This is a genomic window from Anaerobacillus sp. ABR4_321 (assembly GCF_056158505.1).
This window is the reverse complement of the sequence record NZ_JBSWTK010000001.1, coordinates 3,527,199-3,547,977: the sequence shown is the minus strand read 5'-3', so window position 1 is coordinate 3,547,977 and position 20,779 is coordinate 3,527,199. Positions and strand designations below refer to the sequence as shown.

The window sequence follows — 20,779 nt, the reverse complement described above, 5'->3', positions numbered from 1 at the left end:
TAGTTATACTGGATGATAGCGTCGCTCAGGTCGGCCTACCGATCCATAGGACAGATCAGCATCCACATTTCCTAGCGAAACCATGTATTCTAAGTATCTTCTTGCAGTTGTTCGACTACATCCCATCACACTGCCAACTTCTTCTGCCGTCATGCCTTGAGGCGTGTGCTCTAGCAGAACTTCTTTCAATTTCGATAGTGTTAGAGGATCGATTCCCTTTGGAGCGGCTTCGGTTACAGTAGCCCTTTGAGCGCCATGTCTCGTAAACAAGTGATCTACTTCTTCCTGACTCACGATTTTCTGACGGTTCATTTCTCCACGGGTTTGCTTGAATTTTTCAAGGGTTTGCTTAAAACGATCAAAGATAACCGGTTTAATGATGTAATCGATCGCACCGCCACGAAGCGCTTCTTGAACTGCTTCTATTTCTTTTGCAGCGGTTATCATCATGACGTCCGTTTCTTTGTAATGTTCACGAATGTGCCACAGCAATCCCAGTCCGCTTTCTTCTGGAAAAAAGATATCGAGTAGAACGAGGTCTGGCTCTAGAATTTCAAGAAGTTCTTTTCCTTCGGTAATGCTTGAAGCAACTCCAATAACAGTGTAACCAGGGACGTTTTCCGTGAACTTCTGGTTGATTCGAGCAATTCGCTGATCATCCTCAACAATCAATACTTCAATTTCAGACATTGGTATCATCCTCCTTAGGAATCACAACTGTGAAAGCAGCGCCACCGTAACGGCTTCTGGATATCGTGACATATCCGCCGAGATAATCGAGTGCATTTTTCACGAGAGAAAGTCCGATTCCTCGATCTTTTCCATCCTTACGACTAAACCCTCTTACAAAGATCTGTTCCATTTCATCATCATGTATGCCGTTCCCCGAGTCTTCTATTTCAAAGATCAAGTCTCTTCCAATATCCGTCATGAAGAGGTGAATCATTCTCTCATCTTCCTTTTTCTCAAGGACAGCATCCATGGCATTATCGATTATGTTTCCAACGATCGTAACGATTTTTTCTTGCTCCAGCCATTCAGGAAGGTCACTCATATTGCTTTCTTCATCGATTGAAAACTGAATATGCAGCTCATGAGCTCGGTGGTACTTACCCAGTATTAGCGCTGAGATGATAGGGTTTGGCACAGCCTTCACTAATAGCTGAACAACCTCCTGATATCCAATCGCTTCCTTATGTACTAAGTCGATGGCTTCATCATATGCACCTAACTGAATCAATCCTAAAATGGTATACAGCTTATTGGCGTATTCGTGTGTTTGAGAGCGAAGCACATTCGCGTAGCTTTGGACTTGAGAGAGTTCTCGTGATAGCGCTTCGATTTCAGTTTTTCTTCTAAAACTAGAAACAACGCCCGTGACCTCACCTTTTTGAATGATTGGAATTCGGTTCACAATGACATGATCTTCCCCTATGATGCTTTCTTGATCATATTCTGCTTTTCCGGAATGTAAAACATCTGGCATTCTTGTGTTTGGTAAAACGGACAGAATATGTTGTCCTTCTAAACTTTCTTTTTCATCTCGATTCAGCATGCGATGCGCCTCTTGATTGGCAAGTGTGATTTCACCCTTCTTATCAACCGCAATAATGCCTTCTCGAATCGTTTGAAGAATGGTATTTCGCTCTAAAAACATCGCTCCGATTTCGGAAGGTTCGAGACCAAAAATAGACCGCTTTACGTTTTTTGCAATGAAAAAACCACCTGCTAAACCGAGTAACAAGATCGTTCCTATTAAACTCATCACTTTTAACTCGAATCGATCGACTTTCTGTTCGATATCCTCTATTAGAAAGCCTACGGAGACGATGCCGATAATCTCTCCATCGTCAAAGATTGGAGTTTTTCCTCTTAAGGAGGACCCAAGAGATCCTTTTGCTTTTGAGACGTAGGATTCCCCGCCTACCAAAGCTTGCTGGCTATCTCCACCTACCATCGGTTTTCCAATCCGATCAAGTACAGGGTGGGCTACACGGATGCCATCTTTATCGCCAACCACAATAAATTCAGCTTCTGTTTTAGACCGAAGATCCTCAGCGATCGGTTGAATGATTTCTGATGGATTCTCTGACTTCATCGCTTCGATCACCGCTGGCATCATCGCGACAGATTGCGCTACATTTAACGCCCGCTCTCCCATCTGCTCCTCAACACTTGTTGAATATAAATGTGTAAAAATCAGTCCAATACTAAACAAAACTGTAAATAAGAGTGCCAATATCATTAATGATAATTTAGTTTGAAGAGAAAGTGATTTCATTCTATTCATTTAGTTGCATACACTTCCTGACTGAATTGTCTTACTATTATTCTACCGATGACATTGGAAGAGTACAAGGAGGGACGTAGGGACAGGTTCCATGTCCCAGTTGAGATAACAGGTGAGCGGGACAATGAACCTGTCCCCATGTCCCTCCTATGTGAGCGTCTCTCTCATCCTCGTCATAGCCAGAACACCGGCTAAGATAGGAAGGAGGGCGACGAGTCCGATCGCCCAGGATACTGATAGCATGTCGGCGACGACTCCGGCTATAATTGCTCCGAACGCATAGCCACTGTCACGCCAAAAGCGGTAGATTCCTAGTGATGTCGCGCGCCATTTCGGATGAGCGACATCGCTGACAGAGGCGATGATAGTCGGATAGACGAGTGCTGTTCCGATTCCTAACAAGATGGCTGAAGATAGCCACAGAGAAAACGTGCTGACGAGCAGCATAAGCCAGAGTGAGAGTCCTTGGAGTAGCATTCCCGATACGATGAGCTTCTTTCGTCCGATTCGGTCACTCCACATCCCCGTGAAAAGCTGGAAGAAACCCCAGGCGGCAGGATATGCGGCGACCACCGTTCCGATTTGGCCAACGGTTAGCCCGCTTGTTGCGAGGAAAATTGGAAACAGTCCCCACGCCATGCCGTCTTTGAGGTTTGTCGTAAGCCCAGCGAAGCTGCTCGTAGATAAATTACGGTCACTCCAGGAGGTTCGCTTAAAGACCTCTATCGAGGAAAGAGGATCTTCTGATTCTTGCTTTGCTTGAACGTTGACGTGTTCGTCGGTATTTTGGACGGCGAGTGATAAAACGAACCCGATTACGACGAGAGCGATGCCGATATAGAACGGTTCTGGACTTAGAGAATAGACGGAGGCAATGTATCCAGAAACGATCGCCATAAGAGCGACGCCGATGTAGCCTGCGAATTCGTTCAAGCCAATTGCTAGCCCCCGTTGATTCGCTTTTGCGAGGTCGACTTTCATGTTGACCGTCATCGACCACGTCAACGCCTGGTTGATTCCAAGTAATACGTTCGCGGCGACGACGACCCACCACGCATGAGCGAAGATGACCATAAGAGGGACGAAGAATCCGAACGCCCACCCAATGAGAAGGACACGCTTTCTTCCGTAGCGATCTGCAAGTTCCCCAGCGAAAAGGTTTATGATTGCTTTTGAAAATCCAAAGCTCACGATGAAGGAAAGAGCTGCACTCGTGGAAGCGAGCCCAAACCGCTCTTCACCGATTATTGGGAGGATCGTTCGCTCAAGCCCGACCATCGACCCGACAAATAGGTTGATAAGGACGAGAAGAGAAAACGGTATGAGATTTTGTTTAATTCCAATTTCCACAGGTTTTGTCAAAGGTATCACCTCTTTCTTACGAAGTCGTCTGTTTGTTTATGATAATGTTCGCGCCATTCATGTACACCGGCCTCTAACCGGACCGCTTGATAGCCTAGAACCTTCAGACGCTCGACGGCTTCTGTCGCATACACGCAGTATGCTCCACGACAGTAGGCGATGACTTCTTTGTCCTTAGGCAGGAGACTGATGTGCTCGTTCAATGCCTCGATTGGAATTGATAACGCGCCATCGATATGTTCGTTCACATATTCTTCTTGAGGGCGGACGTCGATGAGAACATGTTCGTTCGTATCTCGGCGGTTAAGCCATTCCTCGAGCGTGATCGTTTCAAGATCGTCGCTACGGACGATAAATTCATCACGTAATCGAGTGACGTCCTCGATCTGTTCTTCTGCAATTGTCTTGATTGCGAAAAGGAGGTCGACGACTTTTTCGTTCGCAAGTTGGTAGATGACGTAGTTTTTTTCTTTCTCATAGCGGACTAGCTGCGCTTCCAATAGAGCGTGGAGATGCTTGGACGTGTTCGCAGTGCTCATCGCTGTCTCCTTCACTAGCGTTTCAACGGTTTTTGGGGATTGCGAAAGCAGATCGAGAAGCTCGATTCGTTTAGGGCTCGATACTACTTTTCCAATTTGTGTGAATCCCGCATAGATTTGGTCTTTGAACGTTCTTGGATCCAATGGAAGTCCTCCTATCTATTCAACTAATTAGTTGAATAGTAGCGTATGGTTGCTTCTTTGTAAAGGAACATGTTTGTTAGAGAAAGCGTAAGACAGCGTTAGTTTGATGGATAGTATAGAGGAATACTTAGAATATTTTTTTTTGGTGAATAGTGAGAGGATATTCATAAATGCAAAAACCACCCGCCTCACAAAAGGAGGCGGGTGGTTTTCATTATCCAACAGCAACTATCTCACGAACTTCTTCGAGCTGAATACGCTGCTCTGTCTCATAATCGAAGTAGTGACAGCGATCCATGTCGAGCTTCAGGGTGACGGGTTCCCCTGATTCCGGACGGATTGCGGCGTCCACTCTTGCAAGGAGAGGGAGGTCCGTTGATTCTGTGTACAAGTACGTTTCGGCACCGAGTGATTCAACGACGTCGACGGTGGTGGTAATCGTGGTCGCGTTCGTGAGCTCAGTTTGATCATTCTCGTGATACAAGTCTTCCGGTCGGATGCCGAGCGTGATTGGCTTGTTCAGGTAGCCGTCTGCCTTTAGCTTCGTCATGTGAACATGTGGAACGGTTAGGTTTGTGCCCTTGATCTCCACGTACCCGTCTTTCAAAACACCGGTTACGAGATTAATAGAAGGAGAGCCGATGAACTGACTTACGAACGTGTTAACGGGATAATCGTAAACATCCTTAGGTGAGCCAACTTGCTGGATCACACCGTCCTTCATGACGACCATGCGGGTTGCCATCGTCATTGCCTCCGTTTGGTCGTGCGTAACGTAAATCGTCGTCGTCTTCAGCCTGCGGTGCAGCTTAATGATTTCCGCGCGCATTTGACTACGAAGCTTTGCATCGAGGTTTGAGAGCGGCTCGTCCATGAGAAACACCTTCGCATCTCTCACGATGGCCCGTCCTAATGCGACGCGCTGTCGCTGTCCGCCAGATAGTGCCTTTGGCTTCCGGTTTAGCAACGCTTCGAGTCCGAGAATTTTCGCTGCTTTTTGAACGCGTTCATTGATCTCCGCTTTCTTCATTTTTCGAAGTTTTAACCCAAATGCCATGTTGTCGTACACGGACATGTGTGGATAGAGGGCATAGTTTTGAAACACCATGGCGATATCACGATCTTTTGGTGCAACATCGTTCATGTGCTTTTCGTCGATGAACAGGTCACCGTCTGAGATTTCTTCAAGCCCAGCAATCATCCTGAGTGTCGTCGACTTCCCACAACCTGATGGCCCGACGAGGACGATAAACTCCTCGTCTTTGATGTCGATGGAAAAGTTGTCGACGGCTTTTGTTTTTCGATCATAATATTTGTTAACGTCATGTAGCTTTACTTCAGCCATTGGAAGACCTCCCGTTACGCTTAGTCTTTACTTTACGATGTTCTCAGCTTTCTTTTGGGCATCGTCGAGCGCTTTGTCCGCTGAGATGCCTTCTACGAAGACTTGATCGAACGCCTTGTTGATCGCTTCGGTTTCCACTTGGTTCCATTTCGGGAAGAGTGGGGTAGGGCGAGCGTATTTCAGTTCATCGACCGCGACTTCGAAGTTTGGATTCTCACTTAAAAATTCCTGCATGTTTTCTTTCGCTGAGTATCGGACTGGTAGATAGCCGGTACCTTTCGACCATTGTGCGGTCACTTCTGGTTTTGAGAAGTAGGTCATGAATTGAAATGCAGCCTGTTTCTGTTCATCAGATGCTTCCTTTGGTATAACGCCGCTCGATCCACCGATCGGAACGCTGAGCTCTTCTCCTTCAAACTTCGGGAAGAACGCCGCCCCGATGTTCTCATCCATCGCAGCCATGTCCGCCGTTGATCCTGTTACCATTGCGGCTTTTCCTTTAGACAAATCTCCGATGGTGTCATACCAGTACGCCCAGCCTTCACCGCCGTAGTGCACCTTGCTGACGCCGTCCTTATGAATCATGTCGCCCCAGAACTGGAGTGCTTCTTTCGCTTCTGGTGAGTTAAGCGAAACCTGTTCTGCCGTATCGCCTAGCTCTGCGCCGTTAGACCAAGCGAGTCCTGAGAAAAACCATGGGTAGCGGATCGGTTCGAAACCAATGTCTACTGCGCCTTTTTCCACGAGTTCGTTCGAAACGCTTCTCACACCTTCCCACGTTTCAATGCGAGAAGGATCGATTCCATTTTGTTCAAACATGTCTTTTCGATAGTAAAGCATCGGTACGCTTCGGTTTAATGGGAGGCCATAAATACTGTCGTCCTGTGAAGCTGCTTCAATAAAACCATCTACATAGTCATCGAGTTCGAGATTGCTTTCTGTAATCGAATCGTTTAGTTCGTGTAGGTGACCGGAAGACGCAAACGTTTGAAGGGTCGCATCATCTAACTGTAAAAGCGCCGGATACTGTTTAGACTGAAGAGCGAGTTGGAACTTGTTTGTGATTGTCGGATAGTCTTTCATAAAAACGAGTTTCACGTTGATGTCCTCGTGCTTTTCGTTGAACTCCTTCGTGATCGCTTCAAGTTCTTCCCCGAGGTTTCCACTCATCGCATGCCAGAATTCAATTTCAACAGGCCCAGAGGCGTTGGTGTTTTCACCCGAATTGGTAGTGCTTGATCCACAGCCTGCTAGAACGACGAGAAAAAGAAGTGCGAACGTAAACAGTTTGAACGGTTTGAAAGTCATGAGAAAGCTCCTTTTTGGATGGTTTTGTTAATCCTTCATGCCCTGGTACATAACACCTTGTATATAAAGCTTTTGTAAAAGCAAGAACAGCACCATGACCGGTAGAACGCTGACGGTGTTTGCCGCCATGACGATCGGCCACTGGATGCCGTAAGCCCCGTCAACCTGAACGAGCTCAGATAGCGCGAGGGAAATCGTCTTCACGCTGTCGCTCGTTGTAACGACGAGCGGCCAGAAGTAGTTGTTGTATTGATACGTAAACACGATGATGCCAAGCGTTGCCATCGTTGGGAGCGTGAGTGGCGTGACAATTTTAAAAAGGATGCGGAGGTGCGAAGCCCCGTCAATTTTCGCCGACTCAATTAATGCCTTTGGAATTTGTCTCAAGCCTTGATACATAAGAAAAATGTTGAACCCTGTCACGGCACTCGGGATGATGAGTCCTTTGTACGTATCGAGCCAGTTAAGGTTTGCGAGCGTCAAATACGATGGGATGAGCGTCATGTGTGCTGGCAAAAACATCGTAAAAATGAAGATGATTAATAAGAGTTTTCTGCCTTTGAACGAGATGAACGTGAGCGCGTAGCTCGCAAACAGCGCGAACAAAACGGAAAGGACCGCGACAGAGGTGGCATACACCATCGTGTTGGATAAGTATTGTAGAATCTCACCAGATCGGAACACTTCCACGTAGTTTGACCACTGTGGGTCTGATACCCAAAGGGACATGCGGGATGAATTCGCTTCGTCCTGCGTTTTCAAGCTCGTTAAGATCATCCAGAGGAGCGGAATGCTCATGAGAAAGCTGATGATCGTGAGCACAGTATATTTTGTGAATTTGGCTGCAATAGACACGTGTTTCTCTCCCTCCTAATGGTGAACCCATTTTCTTGAGATGACGTATTGAACGATTGTAAATGCGATTAAGAACAAGAAAATAATGATCGCAATCGCAGACGCATAGCCGATGTTAAAGAACTGAAACGCATGTCGGTAAAGCATATAGACGAGCACGTTCGATGAGTTCGATGGTCCTCCTTGCGTCATAACAGCGATCTGGTCGAACGTTTGGAACGCTTCAATGATCGCGACGATCACGACGAAAAACGTGACTGGTGAAATGAACGGTAGTGTGATGTAGCGGAAGAGCTGCATCCGGTTCGCTCCGTCAAGTTTGCCTGCTTCAAAGAGATGGTGCGGTACCGACTGGAGTCCAGCCAGGAAAAACATCATGTAGTAGCCGATCGCCTTCCAAAGTCCCATGATGATAAGGGAGAGGAGTACCGTGTCTGGCGAAGAGAGCCACGCGCTTTCTGGGAGTCCGAGTGCTCGTAGTATCTGGTTGAACAGCCCATCGTCGACATCGTAAAGGGACATCCACACAATCGACACCGCGATAATCGGTGTGATGTGCGGCGAGAACAAAAGCGTACGGTACAGCGAAATGCCCTTGATGTTGTCATTGACGAGTAGGGCAAGAATGAGCCCTAGCACAACGACTCCTATCACATAGAACGTCGTGTAATAAAATGTGTTCATCATCGACTTAACAAATGCTGGATCGTTTAAGAGCGCATCGTAATGCTCGATCCCGATGAACTGCGGCGTGCTCAACATGTCCCAATCGAAAAAGCTCAAGTAAAACGAATACCCGATTGGATACAGCCAGAACACGGCGAGAAGAACGAAGGCAGGGAGGATGAACAACCAACCTGAGATATTTTCGACAGTAAAAATTGCTCGTCGTTTTCTTGGACCCGTCTTCTCCCGCCTCTTATCAAGAGAGGAGGAGCGAGGAATCGCGTAGTTGGAATTAGTAAGCTGGTTCTTCAATCGTGTTTCCTCCTTTTGTCAGAATCGAAGAGAGCGGATCGCCGTCCATTTTATGAGGCGTGATGTCTCGTGTTACTGCGATTGTCGGTGCGATGTCCACGATGTGCGCCTCATTGATGTTACTTCCTCTGGAGAAAGAAGGGCCGCTCGCAATCATAAACCCTTTTAAAAGTGGATGTTCAGGTGAGTAGCCGTGCGTTGCCAAGTAAGAACTATCACCTAGAACATCTCCCTTTTCTCCGTCATCTTTTGAAAGGTAGCCTTCTTTTAGCTCAACGATAAAGTCAGGCGTATGACCAAATTCGTCGAGGTCGATCTTCGGTAAGCCTCGTTCAGGGAAGGCGTCCGTTGAAAGAACGTCAGCTACGTACGGCAGCGATTGGAACAGGTCCTTTGCTTCCTGTTGGCGGTCGATCGTCTGGTCCGTTCCGTAAAGAGGCACCCGTCGTTGCTGACAGCAGTGAAGGAATCGCCGAGCCCGTTTTCGTTCAGTAGGCGGTTCGGATAAAACGCCGTATGCACGTCGAGGTGACCGTGATCGGAATAAAGGATCACGTCCGTCTCTTGCTGATCAAGGTACGCCATCAGTTCGCCAACGAGTTCGTCGATATGGGTGATGGCGTCGTACACTTGTGATGAACGATTCCCATAATCGTGTAGCAAGCTGTCGATGGAGAGGAAGTGTCCCATGATGAAATCAGCGTCTTTTTCTTTAAGGATGTAGAGCAAGATTTCCTTTGTGAGCCAGTCCTGTTTATCTCCTAGTGTAAAATCTGAACTCCACTCACCATAGCGATCGACCGGGAGAGTTTTCTTCAGCTCTTCCCAGAAGTCTGGCGTAGCGTATTGCTCAAAAAGCGCCTGGTCATAAAACTCAGGAATGTTGTAAGAAATGTTTGTAGCCTCTCTCGTTAGCGGCCAGCACACCGACGCCGTCTTCATTCCTTTTTCAGCGAAGAGATCATAGAACGTTGGAACTTTGATGATGTCCTCTTTCGACCCAAGCTGATCGCCCCAATGATGCTGAATTTCGTTCGTTGTTCGGTCATAAACAGAATTGCCTAGAACCCCATGACGATCAGGATGACATCCTGTGATTGCACTCGTGTTCGCCGTCCATGTTACGCTCGGATACGTCGTCATCAATCTGGAAACGAGACTGCCTTCTTTGATCAACTTTTTAAGATGAGGCGCATTTACGGAAGGGTCTTCCAAATATGCTCCAGCTAATCCATCGATACAGATGAGAAGCGTTCGGTTGTTCATTTCACAATCCTCCTGTTACAAGTGATTGACGATAGGCAACATAAAGGTCCTTGAGTCGTTCGACGGTGCGAACGTCTCCCGTCATTGGACGCATTTTCTTACCATGTAAATCGATTAGAACGGAATGGAGACCTGCGTTGATGCCACCCTGAATGTCTGTAAGCGGGTTGTCGCCGATCATCACCGTATCCTCTGGCGTAAGCCCGAACCGTTTCAAAGCGGTATCGTATAAGTAGGCGTCAGGCTTTCCAATAATAAGTGGCTCGACGCTCACGGTTGCCTGTATGGCCGCAACGAGTGCACCTGTTTCTGGAACGTCATCACCCGTTTGAATTGGATGCGTGTGGTCCATGTTTGTAGCTACGAGCAGAGCGCCTTTTTGAACATGGATGGACGCCTCCTCGAGCTTCCTGTAAGTGAATTCGAGGTCTCTTCCGACGAGGACGACGTCACAATGGGCATTTACGCTATCTAAAAGCGAATGACCGCTTCGTGCGACGTTTTCCTTAAGTGCGTCTGAGCCAATCACGTATACATTAGAAGGACCGAAGTGGTCGGTTAAGAATGTCCCTGCGCAATCGGTTGGGCAAATGATTTCCTCTTCTTCAGCGGGAACACCGAACTTTGCGAGCTTCATTCTGATCTCTGCAGCGTTCAACGTCGAATTGTTTGTCATGAACGCGATCGTTTTTCCTTCGTTGCGTAAAAGGGTAAGTAAATCAGTTGCCCCGTCGATCAGCTTTGTGCCGGCATAAATCGTGCCATCTAAATCAAATATAAATCCTCTGAAGTTGTTCATCCTTACTGCTCCAATCCTAAAGTTTCAAGTTCCAAAGCTCTGGTTTCCCAGATACAACTGCGCTTGCTCCGGCTTTGAGGATTTCCTCGATCTCTTCCTGTGTGTTCAACAACCCACCGACGATGAGTGGTTGTTCAATCTCCGTTTTTAGATCCCGTATCACACGAGGCATCAAGCCTGGCATGATTTCAATCGCATTCGGTTGATTCTGCTTCACAGAACGAATGCTCATCGCGAATGCCTGCGTGTCGATAATGAAGTTATGCTGAATTGCGAGAAGTCCGGACTCCTTCGCCCGTTTGATCAAGCGTCCCTTCGTCGTCACAATGCCTGTTGGCTGAACTCTATTTGCTAGGTAGTCGACAGCTTCGTTGTTGTTTGCGAGCCCTTTGATGAGATCGACGTGAAGGAAGGAGTATTTTCCTGCCTCATGGATTGTCTTCACAATGTCTTCGATGTTCGACAGGTTCCCCGTCATCATCGAGATGATATCGACGTTCGAATCGATCGCCTCCTGTACGTGCGCTTCTTCGCGAACGGCAGCGACCATCGGGTTTAGATCAGTTAATTGAATCATGTAAATTCCCTCCTGAACTCACGAAATAAAAAAGAGAAAATCCATCCATGTCAAAAGAGGACGCGCCGAAAATAAGAGCATAGTGCTCCGGAACGTGTTTCCTTCTTTTGACATGAACAAGATTTTCTCCGTATGATCTCCACTTGTTCTATCAATCAGTTATTCAATTACAACTACAGCTTACAACGTGTTTATAAAGTCGGTATTAAGGAAAACGTCGAATTTTGTAAATAAATATGGAGGGTTTGTAAAGAGGAGGGACGTGGGGACAGGTTCCTTGTCCCAAATTAGTAGAGATGGAAGAGAGGGACGTGGTACCTGTCCCTCCGTCCCAAAGAATTGCGATATTACTATTGAAATATTTAGATTATTGTGTATAATTCGATTCATTAGCTATTCGACTTGTCATACGAGGTGAGCATTTGATCCGTCGATTTACCTGTCGAAACCACTGGCATAAGGGAGTGTAGTCTATGAAAATCTTAGAATCAATCAGTAATCTTGCAGGAAAATACTTCGCTCTATGGGTGATTGGAGTAGCGCTAATTGCTTACTTCATTCCAACACCGTTCTTAGGGTTAGGAAGTTACATTACGATTCTATTAGGAGTCGTGATGTTTGGGATGGGACTTACACTAAAGCCAGTAGACTTTAAATTGGTTCTAAAAAAGCCTGTTCCTGTCATCATAGGAGTTGCGGCTCAATTCATCATCATGCCTTTGATCGCCTTGCTTCTAGCCATCGTCTTTCAGCTGCCCGCTGAATTAGCTGCTGGTCTCGTATTGCTAGGATCTGTACCTGGTGGAACATCGTCGAACGTGATGGTTTATTTAGCAAAAGGGAATCTTGCTCTTTCTGTTGCGATGACATCGTTGTCTACTATGCTCGCACCGATCGTAACTCCACTCATATTGTTAGCACTAGCAGGGCAATGGTTACCAGTGGATCCCATCGCTATGTTTCTATCGATCGTACAAGTCATCATCGTACCGATAACTTTAGGGGTACTCGTTCGAAAAGTGTTTCCAACCGCGGTTGATAAAAGTTCTGCCGTTATCCCTCTGATTTCAGTCATGGCGATCATTATCATCGTGTCTGCTGTTGTTTCAGCAAACGTTGAAAGTATTACAACGTCAGGTTTGTTGATCTTCTCAGCTGTGATGGTTCATAATCTATTAGGACTCTCGCTCGGCTACGTTACAGCATTAGTGATGAAGTTAGATGAAAGTAAGCGCCGTGCGATTTCGATAGAAGTCGGTATGCAAAACTCTGGACTCGGTGTTGCCCTCGCAACAGCTCACTTCGGTCCACTAGCGGCACTTCCAAATGTTATCGCAGCAGTTTGGCATAATATATCGGGGCCGATTCTTGCTACGATTTGGTCGAAGAAACCGATTGAAGGAAAAGAGAGTGATTCAAGCACTCAGGTTAAAACTGAATTGCAAAGAACCGGAATTTAAACGAAAGCCCAGGTCATATCGTCGATGACCTGGGTTTTCTATGAATAAATAAGCCATAGCGTGTCAGACCGACAAAGTCTGACACGCTATATGTTTAGTAGATGGATCGCTTCAAGCATGTTCCACGCTCCCTGTAGGTGAGAGGGACAGTGAACCTGTCCCTCCGTCCCCCAAAAAAAGGAGACATGACGAACGATGACGAATTAATAGAGAATAGTTCCTATATCTAAAGGACGGCATAAAACAACAAACACTCAAGTAGTGAAGGGGGAATTAAGGGTGGACAGCCTTTCTCGTGCTGTGCTAGATCACGTTTCTTACGGAGTCTTAGCCATCGACACGGAATATCGAATCACGTTACTTAACAAATCCGGAGCAAGTTTACTAGAATTATCACCTGAAGAAGTGCTGGGGAGAGACATGTATGAGGTGTTCCCTGATGCTCCTGAAGAGGTTCGGCATGTAGAGAGGACGGTTAAAACTCATAAAGAATATCACATCGATGTGATGCCTTATCAATATGGGAAATACGATACATTCCTCTCGATTCAAACGAGACTGCTAAGAGAAGATGACATCGTCGTCGGTGCAATGGTTGAGTTTACAGATGTCACGGACCTCTATAAAAAACAATTGCAGCTCGTAAGTCGTGTCGAAAGCTTGTCAGTAAACGTCATTCCTCTTAGTGAAGGAATCGCGGTACTTCCTCTTCAATCCACGATGGATGAAAATGAGTTTAATCATATCATCGATAAAGGGGTCGAAAGGGTTTCGGAGCTCAGGGTGAGTAGATTGATCCTCGACCTTTCCTCGATTGGAAACATTGATCCAGTTCTTCTCGCTAACATTCAAAAGCTAGTGAAAACAGTTTCTCTTATCGGTACGAACGTCATCATCACTGGAGTCCGTCCGTCTGTCGCAATCGAGTGGAGTAAATCGCATGAAGAGAACGTTCAAGCTGCTTTTTATCAGAATTTAGGAATCGCTTTAAGAGACGTGTTTGGGTGAGGGACGAAGGGACAGGTTCCTTGTCCCAGTGACATATCAGATGAGCGGGACAGTGAACCTGTCCCTGGGTCCCATGTCCCTGGGTCCCAGAAAAGAGGTATGCCCATGGATGAATTACAGAAAGTAATCGACACCTTCAAGTTGAACGTGCTAGCAGTCGAGAATGTTCCAGAGTCATTTAGTTCGACTGTATATAAGGTGAAACTCAGTGATCAACACCTTGTATATATTAAAATTCCATACTCCAAGGTCAAACGGGACCGTGAAGTAACGGTTCTCAAGCGTTTAGATAACGAGCTGCCTGTGCCGAAACTGCTAGATTACTGGGAAGGTGATGATGACATCACTGGAGCACTATTATTATCTGCAATCGATGGGATTCCTCTTTCTGAAAAAGTTGATCCCGCTTTGGCGTATGATATCGGTGTTCATCATGCCAAACTACATGCCATCGTTCCAGAGAAATCGGATTTCGAGAGCGCAGTTTCGAACGAGTATGACGAATGGGCTCAGTTCATTGAACGACAGTTTTATTCATTTGCGGAGGATGTGAAGGAAGTGATCGATCACAGGTTGTATGAGCGATCACTTCACCATTTTCACCAGCTCCAGCATTCTCTTCCACCTAAAGATGGTCCGAGTTTTGTACATATGGATTTTCGTCCAGGAAATATTTTGGTTAATGAGAACCGCGTTGCAGGGATTATTGATTTTGAAAGTGTCAGAATCGGTTCAACAGAAATCGACTTTACAAAGATCAATCGTGATATCTTCAGCGTCTTTCCTGGGACATTAGAAGCCTTTGAGGAAGGGTATCGAACGGTTCGCCCACTTATCGATCTAGAAAAAGTGTTACCGTTCTACGCATTCGTCGATGCGTTCAATTCGATTGGCTGGTGCAAAAGAAGAGGGGTTGAAAAGAATCGGTCATTTATGGAGCGGAACTATGGTTTGTTAAGAGGGTTTCTCCATAAGACTTGAGGGACAGAGGACCTGTCCCCGTGTCTTGCAATCTGTTAAACTATGGAAGGAGAGAGGGACGTAGGGACAGGGTCCATGTACCAGTAAAACTAATTGATATTCACGTGAGAGGGACAGTGAACCTGTCCCCTTGTCCCGCAAAAGGAGCAAATTACGTTGAGAAGACTACATAAAGTAAATGTCACATTGTTTAGCTTATTACTGATCAGCTTAATGCTCATGATGCTAATCGTCTACAGAGACATAAACAGCAACCTAGGAATAGGATTCGTGATCGCTGGTTTGGTGTTCCTGTTTCTCTATGTTTTCTATCTTGCCATCCTTGCAATCGTGAAATTGTTTGGAATGGACCGAGATGAAAAGAAGGGGAGGCTTCTAAAGTTTTTAGCTTGGTTTGGAGGTCTGACCGTGATGGATGTTGCGGTCTCGTTGATCACGTCAACGGACATCCGTCCCCTTGATTTCTTCACGTCGTTCGGGATTGCAGTTGGGATCACGTTCTTCGATGTGTTGTTTTTCAAGCGGCAACGGTACGACAAAGGCGTAACTCCTAAGTAGGGGTGCGTCTTTTTGTTTAGGGAAGGAGGTAACGGTATGAAGATAAAAGGAATCACCTATGTCCTAATCGGGGCAGGAAGCTTTGGATTCACGCCGATCTTCGTGAAGACAGCCTTTGGCTATGAGTACACATTAGGGCAGGTCAATCTTGTTCAAATGCTACTCGCCTTTTTATTATTGCTCGGTTTATGCCTGTTACAAGGGTTAAGAGTTAACCAGTCGAAAAATGATTTGATAAAAATCATGATGACAGGGACGGCGATGGGACTAACGAGCATCTTCTATTACGGTGCCATGTTGTATTTGAGCGCATCATTAGCCATCATCATGCTCTTTCAATTCGTTTGGATCGGCATGATCTACGAGTGGATTTTCAGCAAGGTCAAGCCGACAAGAATGAATTTCCTCTCATTGCTCGTCACGTTGACAGGAGTTGTGTTCGCATCAAATATCATCGTTAGCGGGGTGTCGTTACTTCATCCCCTCGGCTTATTGTTAGGATTTCTCGCAGGTGCATCTTATGCCGGGTTCATTTTCTTTAGCGGACAGGTTGCAACAGAGTCCAATCCAATCGTACGGAGTATGCTGATGGTGGCTGGTTCTCTCGTTCTCGTCATGATCGTGTTCATTCGAGACATCCCAACGATCGCCGTGATAGACGGTCGTTTGTGGTTATTAGGGGTAGGACTCGCGCTTGTTGGAGGCGTTATCCCGACGCTGTTCTTTGCGAAGGGCGCTCCGCTCATTACAGGAAGGCTAGCGAACGTATTAAGTTCCATCGAACTGCCTGTTGCCATCATTTCGGCGATGATCGTGTTGTCGGAAGCCGTTTCGTTTTTACAGTGGATAGGGGTGCTGTTGATCGTCGCAGCGATCGTAATCAATGAACTCGGGGATATGGTGAGAGACAAAGCTCATGGGTAAGGACGTGATAAATATGGATGTTATTGCAGTTGCCCTGATGTCGATCGGACTCATACTAGCCCCGGTAATCGGATTCTTTTATCCTGCTTGGTTAAGGATGAAGGGAGAAGAGGTTAGTGAGAAGAAGCTTTATGGGATACGCGCTGCTGCTCATGTATGTGTTAACGCAGGCAATAAGGTGATGAGAGGGGGATAACGTTGATCAGAAAGATGACATCAGAAGATCTACCAGAGTTGGTGGATATCTATATAGAAGTATTTCTATCAAGTCACGCAGTCATTCTACCACGAGATTTCTTAGAAACAGTTACATATAAAACGGTTCTCGATCGATTTGAGCGCATCTTCCAAAGTGATGTCCGACGTCCTTTTGCCTTCGTAAAAGTATGCGATGAGAAAATCGTAGGATTTGTTCTTGGAACGTTCGCGGTACATCCTCCAAAAGGTCATAAAGGTGAAATTAAGATGCTCTATGTCTTGCAGGAGTATCAACATGTTGGAATAGGGAAGCAGCTCATACAAAAAGCGGTTCAGCATTTCTTAAAACATCATGTGGAATCGATGTTTATCGGGACTTTCAAAGCGAACGAAGCTGCCAGAGCTTTTTATGACCGATTGGATGGGGAGGTTTTCAGTGAGCAGACCGATCTTATCAACGGCCATCCTCTTGTCACGGTAAACTATGGATGGTCTTCGATTCGTCGGTTGTTAGATTAAGTCTGACATTCGTAATAAACCTGTTAAACTATGGAAAAAGGGGTGTTGTCAGTGAGTGTTGAAACGCTAGAGAAGACGTTACGAGAGTTAGATTGTGAAGCCGTTGACATGGATGCGCTTCTTCAAGAGATGCTAAGTGAAATCGGGACAACGGATCCGGTGCTACGGGATGAGTTAATCTATCGCACGTTTTGTCATCTTGTGATGGAGAACCATCTAAATGAAGAGCAGTTAATCGAAACGTTGAAGACATGTCTTGATGATCAGCATCTTTTCTATAAAATAGTTGAGGAAAAAGGTGATGCTGTTTTTACTCGCTCATTTTCTGTACTGGTCATCGCATTGATTTTACATAAAGACCGTGAATCCTCTTTTTTACCAGATGAACTGATTCAAGATACAACTGAAGCAGTCGTGCGCTACCTTCAGGAAGAGTGTGATGTAAGAGGTTATGTGAAGGGGAAGGGCTGGGCGCACAGTATCGCGCACGGTGCTGATGCACTTGATGAAGCGATTCGTCATGATGCGTTTCGTAGAGAACAGATCGATACTTGTATGAATACGATTGCGGGCTGTCTCTTTAAAAAAGGTGTGTACGTTGACGATGAAGACGAGCGGTTACTGATGGCGATAGAGGCACTTCTTCATAAAGGGTTAAAAGATAATGTCCTCGCAACATGGGTGAAGCGAGTTGACGATGAGCTCACTTCTTCGTTCGACCAAGAAGGATTTAGCGCCGCGTTTTCTCATACAAAAGCGAACGTATTAGGCTTTCTTAAAAGTTGTTATTTCAGACTAAAATTTCGTCATGAGGCAGAAGAAACAATGACTGCGATCGAGCATGTACTAGAGAAATGGATGAAGAAGTTTTATGGAAGCGGTGAGTAACGGTGAGAAAGCGGAAAGAAAAAGGGCTTCTACGGGAACTTGGAGAATATACGTTTCTCGAGATCATCGCAAATATCCTCATGTTCATTCCACGCATGATCATGCGATTTTTCTGTAAAAGGAGAGGGAGAATGATTACATTTGTACCATGTGATGGCACGCAGCTCGAAGTTGAGAAGGAGATTTTCAATCGTAACCCTGCTTATAATGTGATCGCGTTTGATAAAGAAACGCTAGATGACTCAGATCTACAAGAGCAGTATCGTGATGTGGAGGAGTTTCATACTGAACGGTACTTGGTGAAGGAGAATGAACACGTTCTAGGGGTCATCGAATACGGCATGGAGAGCCCGCAATCTCGAAAGCCGTGGTTAAGTTTATTGATAATCGATGGGCAATACCAGGGGCGAGGCTATGCTAGGAAAGTGTACGGTCTTTATGAGAGTAAGATGGTTGAAAAAGGTGCCGATCTCATTCAGATCGCTGTTCATGCGGAAAATACATACGCGTTACGTTTTTGGCGTTCGATTGGGTTTGAAGTTTATGATGAGCGGGTGTACGAAGGGAAGCAGTACTATAGTTTAGATAAAACGTTAGCGAGGTTCTAAGAATGAAAGAAGAGGAGAATAAGAAAAAAAGCAGGTTTTTTGTTACTTTTGCTAGTTTGTTTTTAGGTCATCTTACTGTAGATACCTTCAACGGAAGCCCCTTCACGTGGGGGGAATATTTCATGGTGTCGTTTTTAGCGATGCTCATTCATATGTTTTTCTCTTGGGCATGGAATTCAAAGGAGTATAGGCAAGAACAGTAGATTGTAGAGGAGGCGGTACTGTGTTGTTCTTCTATTTAATCGTTTTAACCGTCATCTATCTCTTCGTAAGCGAAATTTACATGAAGCGAATGCTAGGTATTAAAGAGCGTAGTAGATGGATTTTCCATGATGAGCGGTATAAAGTTTCGATGATCATCGATGTTGTGATTGTGCTTGCCTTCATTTTTACTTCATTTGAATTCATCGTTGAGAGACCAAATTCCCCAGCGATCGTGATGTTAATGCCATCGATGATCATGGCCTTTCTCATATCCATCAATCGTGGAGTGGAGGATTATCTTCAAGATCCAACGAGTAAAGCACATTACCATGAGTGGTTAGCTGCATGTATGGTCGTTCTTGCATTTGGAGTATTCTATTTATGGGAAAGAGGAAGCATTTGAATTGGATGAACTTCTCGCTAGGAAGTTTTCTGCTTTTAGGTCGTATAAATACCGCTAGTCGATCAAATAAGGAGTTTAACAATGACCAACATTCGAGAAATGACGAGGGAAGACTGGGAAGAAGTGAAAGAAATCTATCGGTTCGGAATCGAGACGAGTAACGCAACATTTGAGCATAGCACACCTACCTACGAAGCGTTCATCTCGAACGCTGTTAATGAATGTACCTTGGTCGCAGTGGACGAACGTGGTGTTCAAGGGTGGTGTAAATGCAATCGATCGTCGAGTCGGTACGTGTATCGCGGAGTCGGAGAGGTGAGCGTCTATGTTCATCCGCGTGAAAAGGGGAAGGGAATCGGGAATTTGTTGCTGCAAACGTTAATCAAAAGGTCTGAAGAGGCGGGCTTTTGGACGCTAAGTGCTGGGATCTTTCCTGAGAACATCGGTAGTATTACGTTACATAAGAAGAATGGTTTTGAAAAACTAGGAATTCGGAAAAGGGTGGGACGCATGCAAGATGGGCGATGGCGAGATGTGATTCTATTCGAAAGAAGAAGTGATGTGGTAGGTGTTTAGTGCAGACGGTGGGGTGTTGATTGATGAAGACAGAGCGTTTACTCGCCATTGTGATTAAACTCTTGAATCAAAAGAAGATGACGGCAAAAGAACTAGCGGATTATTTCGAAGTTTCCGTTCGAACCATTCAACGTGATATGGAGTCCATTGAACTAGCGGGTATTCCAATCACTTCTGAAAAAGGGGTGAACGGTGGGTACGCTATTTTGGAAACGTTCAAGATTCATAACGGCTACTTTAACGACGTCGAACATCAACTTTTAATGACGGCGTTGGATGGTGTATACAAAACGTATGACGATAAGAACTTAAAGAACATCATTGAAAAACTTGCAACGATAAAAATGAGCCAACCCGTTTCAACTAATCGGTCTCTTATTCTCGATTTCAGTGCTTGGGGACCGGAATTGAAAAAGCAAGAGAAAGTGAATGTGATACAAAAAGCGATTGATCAGCAAAAAGCCATTCATTTTCAATACATCGATATTAACGGGAATGTTACGTCTCGTGAAGCTGAGCCCGTCTCCTTAATTTTAAAAATCAACAAATGGTATCTATATGCGTTCTGTAACCTTCGAAATGATTTCAGATTGTTTAAATTAGGCAGGATGTATGAGGTGCAGACGACAGAAAGAACCATCGATCAAAAAAGAGAGGTTCCGCCATTCGATTTTACTGAGGATGAACGTGAACGAGTACTTGTTCGATTAAAGTTCAATAAACAAGCGCTCAATCAGTTGGAGGATTATTTCGAGCTCGATCGCTTGGCGTTTCATGAAGATGGCTTCATTTATGTTTCGGAATATTATCCTGAAGATGAATGGGTATATGGGATGATTCTCCATTTTGGAGATCAGGTGGAAGTGATTGAACCAAACCATATTCGATCGATAATCAAAGACCGTGCGGAGAAAACGTTGAAAAAATATCTGTAATTACGACATAACGGTGTCGTTTTCCTTTCTTATAATAAGGTTAGATTTTACTTA

Annotated in this window: 24 protein-coding genes; 12 read left to right on the top strand and 12 right to left on the bottom strand. The window is 45.4% G+C overall.

Going from position 1 to position 20,779, the window contains the following annotated elements:
• Positions 1-3: 3 nt before the first annotated feature.
• From ACXADT_RS18665 to ACXADT_RS18610, 12 genes are all read right to left on the bottom strand, one after another.
• Positions 4-690 (bottom strand): response regulator, encoded by a 687-nt coding sequence (locus ACXADT_RS18665; protein ID WP_474832314.1) that lies wholly within the window; start codon positions 688-690, stop codon positions 4-6.
• Entirely contained in the window at positions 683-2,290 is a 1,608-nt protein-coding gene (locus tag ACXADT_RS18660; RefSeq protein WP_474832313.1) for an ATP-binding protein, read from the bottom strand. The genes ACXADT_RS18665 and ACXADT_RS18660 overlap by 8 nt, the downstream gene beginning before the upstream one ends.
• Positions 2,291-2,437: 147 nt before the next feature.
• Positions 2,438-3,652, bottom strand: a complete 1,215-nt coding sequence (locus ACXADT_RS18655) for an MFS transporter (RefSeq protein ID WP_474832312.1) — start codon at positions 3,650-3,652, stop codon at positions 2,438-2,440.
• 5 nt (positions 3,653-3,657) lie between these two features.
• Positions 3,658-4,335 carry an ArsR/SmtB family transcription factor gene (locus ACXADT_RS18650; protein WP_474832311.1) on the bottom strand — a complete coding sequence of 226 codons (678 nt, stop codon included), beginning with the start codon at positions 4,333-4,335 and terminating at the stop codon, positions 3,658-3,660.
• Positions 4,336-4,549: 214 nt separating this feature from the next.
• Complete coding sequence (locus ACXADT_RS18645; RefSeq protein WP_474832310.1) at positions 4,550-5,680, bottom strand: ABC transporter ATP-binding protein; 1,131 nt, start codon at positions 5,678-5,680, stop codon at positions 4,550-4,552.
• Positions 5,681-5,707: 27 nt separating this feature from the next.
• Complete coding sequence (locus ACXADT_RS18640) at positions 5,708-6,988, bottom strand: ABC transporter substrate-binding protein (RefSeq protein ID WP_474832309.1); 1,281 nt, start codon at positions 6,986-6,988, stop codon at positions 5,708-5,710.
• 27 nt (positions 6,989-7,015) lie between these two features.
• On the bottom strand, positions 7,016-7,843 hold the full coding sequence (locus ACXADT_RS18635) for a carbohydrate ABC transporter permease (protein WP_474832308.1): 828 nt from the start codon (positions 7,841-7,843) through the stop codon (positions 7,016-7,018).
• Positions 7,844-7,858: 15 nt separating this feature from the next.
• Complete coding sequence (locus ACXADT_RS18630; protein WP_474832307.1) at positions 7,859-8,821, bottom strand: carbohydrate ABC transporter permease; 963 nt, start codon at positions 8,819-8,821, stop codon at positions 7,859-7,861.
• Complete coding sequence (locus ACXADT_RS18625; protein WP_474832306.1) at positions 8,802-9,263, bottom strand: hypothetical protein; 462 nt, start codon at positions 9,261-9,263, stop codon at positions 8,802-8,804. Before ACXADT_RS18625 ends, ACXADT_RS18630 begins: the two co-directional genes overlap by 20 nt.
• Complete coding sequence (locus tag ACXADT_RS18620; RefSeq protein ID WP_474832305.1) at positions 9,185-10,087, bottom strand: alkaline phosphatase family protein; 903 nt, start codon at positions 10,085-10,087, stop codon at positions 9,185-9,187. Before ACXADT_RS18620 ends, ACXADT_RS18625 begins: the two co-directional genes overlap by 79 nt.
• A 1-nt stretch (position 10,088) precedes the next feature.
• A complete protein-coding gene (locus tag ACXADT_RS18615; protein ID WP_474832304.1) occupies positions 10,089-10,886 on the bottom strand; it encodes an HAD-IIA family hydrolase in 798 nt (265 codons plus the stop codon).
• Positions 10,887-10,902: 16 nt separating this feature from the next.
• On the bottom strand, positions 10,903-11,463 hold the full coding sequence (locus tag ACXADT_RS18610) for a glycerol-3-phosphate responsive antiterminator (RefSeq protein ID WP_474832303.1): 561 nt from the start codon (positions 11,461-11,463) through the stop codon (positions 10,903-10,905).
• Between the two features lie 473 nt (positions 11,464-11,936).
• Between ACXADT_RS18610 and ACXADT_RS18605 the strand changes: the two genes are divergently transcribed.
• From ACXADT_RS18605 to ACXADT_RS18550, 12 genes are all read left to right on the top strand, one after another.
• Complete coding sequence (locus tag ACXADT_RS18605; protein ID WP_474832302.1) at positions 11,937-12,923, top strand: bile acid:sodium symporter family protein; 987 nt, start codon at positions 11,937-11,939, stop codon at positions 12,921-12,923.
• Positions 12,924-13,202: 279 nt separating this feature from the next.
• Entirely contained in the window at positions 13,203-13,931 is a 729-nt protein-coding gene (locus ACXADT_RS18600) for a PAS domain-containing protein (RefSeq protein WP_474832301.1), read from the top strand.
• A 105-nt stretch (positions 13,932-14,036) separates the two neighbouring features.
• Positions 14,037-14,912 carry a phosphotransferase family protein gene (locus ACXADT_RS18595; RefSeq protein WP_474832300.1) on the top strand — a complete coding sequence of 292 codons (876 nt, stop codon included), beginning with the start codon at positions 14,037-14,039 and terminating at the stop codon, positions 14,910-14,912.
• Positions 14,913-15,068: 156 nt separating this feature from the next.
• Positions 15,069-15,470, top strand: a complete 402-nt coding sequence (locus ACXADT_RS18590) for a hypothetical protein (RefSeq protein WP_474832299.1) — start codon at positions 15,069-15,071, stop codon at positions 15,468-15,470.
• Positions 15,471-15,506: 36 nt separating this feature from the next.
• Positions 15,507-16,394: an EamA family transporter gene (locus ACXADT_RS18585; protein WP_474832298.1), complete on the top strand. Its 888-nt coding sequence runs from the start codon at positions 15,507-15,509 to the stop codon at positions 16,392-16,394.
• Positions 16,395-16,407: 13 nt separating this feature from the next.
• On the top strand, positions 16,408-16,590 hold the full coding sequence (locus ACXADT_RS18580) for a hypothetical protein (RefSeq protein WP_474832297.1): 183 nt from the start codon (positions 16,408-16,410) through the stop codon (positions 16,588-16,590).
• A 2-nt stretch (positions 16,591-16,592) separates the two neighbouring features.
• On the top strand, positions 16,593-17,111 hold the full coding sequence (locus ACXADT_RS18575; protein WP_474832296.1) for an N-acetyltransferase family protein: 519 nt from the start codon (positions 16,593-16,595) through the stop codon (positions 17,109-17,111).
• A gap of 51 nt (positions 17,112-17,162) precedes the next feature.
• Positions 17,163-17,999, top strand: coding sequence for a DUF2785 domain-containing protein (locus ACXADT_RS18570; protein WP_474832295.1), 837 nt, complete (start codon positions 17,163-17,165; stop codon positions 17,997-17,999).
• A gap of 131 nt (positions 18,000-18,130) precedes the next feature.
• Positions 18,131-18,607: an N-acetyltransferase family protein gene (locus tag ACXADT_RS18565; protein WP_474832294.1), complete on the top strand. Its 477-nt coding sequence runs from the start codon at positions 18,131-18,133 to the stop codon at positions 18,605-18,607.
• A gap of 223 nt (positions 18,608-18,830) precedes the next feature.
• Positions 18,831-19,214: a DUF4181 domain-containing protein gene (locus ACXADT_RS18560; protein WP_474832293.1), complete on the top strand. Its 384-nt coding sequence runs from the start codon at positions 18,831-18,833 to the stop codon at positions 19,212-19,214.
• A gap of 81 nt (positions 19,215-19,295) precedes the next feature.
• Positions 19,296-19,790 (top strand): N-acetyltransferase family protein, encoded by a 495-nt coding sequence (locus tag ACXADT_RS18555; protein WP_474832292.1) that lies wholly within the window; start codon positions 19,296-19,298, stop codon positions 19,788-19,790.
• A 23-nt stretch (positions 19,791-19,813) separates the two neighbouring features.
• Positions 19,814-20,725: a helix-turn-helix transcriptional regulator gene (locus ACXADT_RS18550; protein WP_474832291.1), complete on the top strand. Its 912-nt coding sequence runs from the start codon at positions 19,814-19,816 to the stop codon at positions 20,723-20,725.
• Positions 20,726-20,779 lie beyond the last annotated feature (54 nt).

Bases quoted from the DNA above. Each gene is read 5' to 3' on its own strand.
- ACXADT_RS18565 (WP_474832294.1), top strand. From the start codon at position 18,131: ATGATTACATTTGTACCATGTGATGGCACGCAGCTCGAAGTTGAGAAG.
- ACXADT_RS18550 (WP_474832291.1), top strand. From the start codon at position 19,814: ATGAAGACAGAGCGTTTACTCGCCATTGTGATTAAACTCTTGAATCAA.
- ACXADT_RS18610 (WP_474832303.1), bottom strand. From the start codon at position 11,463: ATGATTCAATTAACTGATCTAAACCCGATGGTCGCTGCCGTTCGCGAA.
- ACXADT_RS18640 (WP_474832309.1), bottom strand. From the start codon at position 6,988: ATGACTTTCAAACCGTTCAAACTGTTTACGTTCGCACTTCTTTTTCTC.
- ACXADT_RS18580 (WP_474832297.1), top strand. From the start codon at position 16,408: ATGGATGTTATTGCAGTTGCCCTGATGTCGATCGGACTCATACTAGCC.
- ACXADT_RS18595 (WP_474832300.1), top strand. From the start codon at position 14,037: ATGGATGAATTACAGAAAGTAATCGACACCTTCAAGTTGAACGTGCTA.
- ACXADT_RS18660 (WP_474832313.1), bottom strand. From the start codon at position 2,290: ATGAATAGAATGAAATCACTTTCTCTTCAAACTAAATTATCATTAATG.
- ACXADT_RS18645 (WP_474832310.1), bottom strand. From the start codon at position 5,680: ATGGCTGAAGTAAAGCTACATGACGTTAACAAATATTATGATCGAAAA.
- ACXADT_RS18615 (WP_474832304.1), bottom strand. From the start codon at position 10,886: ATGAACAACTTCAGAGGATTTATATTTGATTTAGATGGCACGATTTAT.
- ACXADT_RS18605 (WP_474832302.1), top strand. From the start codon at position 11,937: ATGAAAATCTTAGAATCAATCAGTAATCTTGCAGGAAAATACTTCGCT.
- ACXADT_RS18620 (WP_474832305.1), bottom strand. From the start codon at position 10,087: ATGAACAACCGAACGCTTCTCATCTGTATCGATGGATTAGCTGGAGCA.
- ACXADT_RS18555 (WP_474832292.1), top strand. From the start codon at position 19,296: ATGACCAACATTCGAGAAATGACGAGGGAAGACTGGGAAGAAGTGAAA.
- ACXADT_RS18665 (WP_474832314.1), bottom strand. From the start codon at position 690: ATGTCTGAAATTGAAGTATTGATTGTTGAGGATGATCAGCGAATTGCT.
- ACXADT_RS18585 (WP_474832298.1), top strand. From the start codon at position 15,507: ATGAAGATAAAAGGAATCACCTATGTCCTAATCGGGGCAGGAAGCTTT.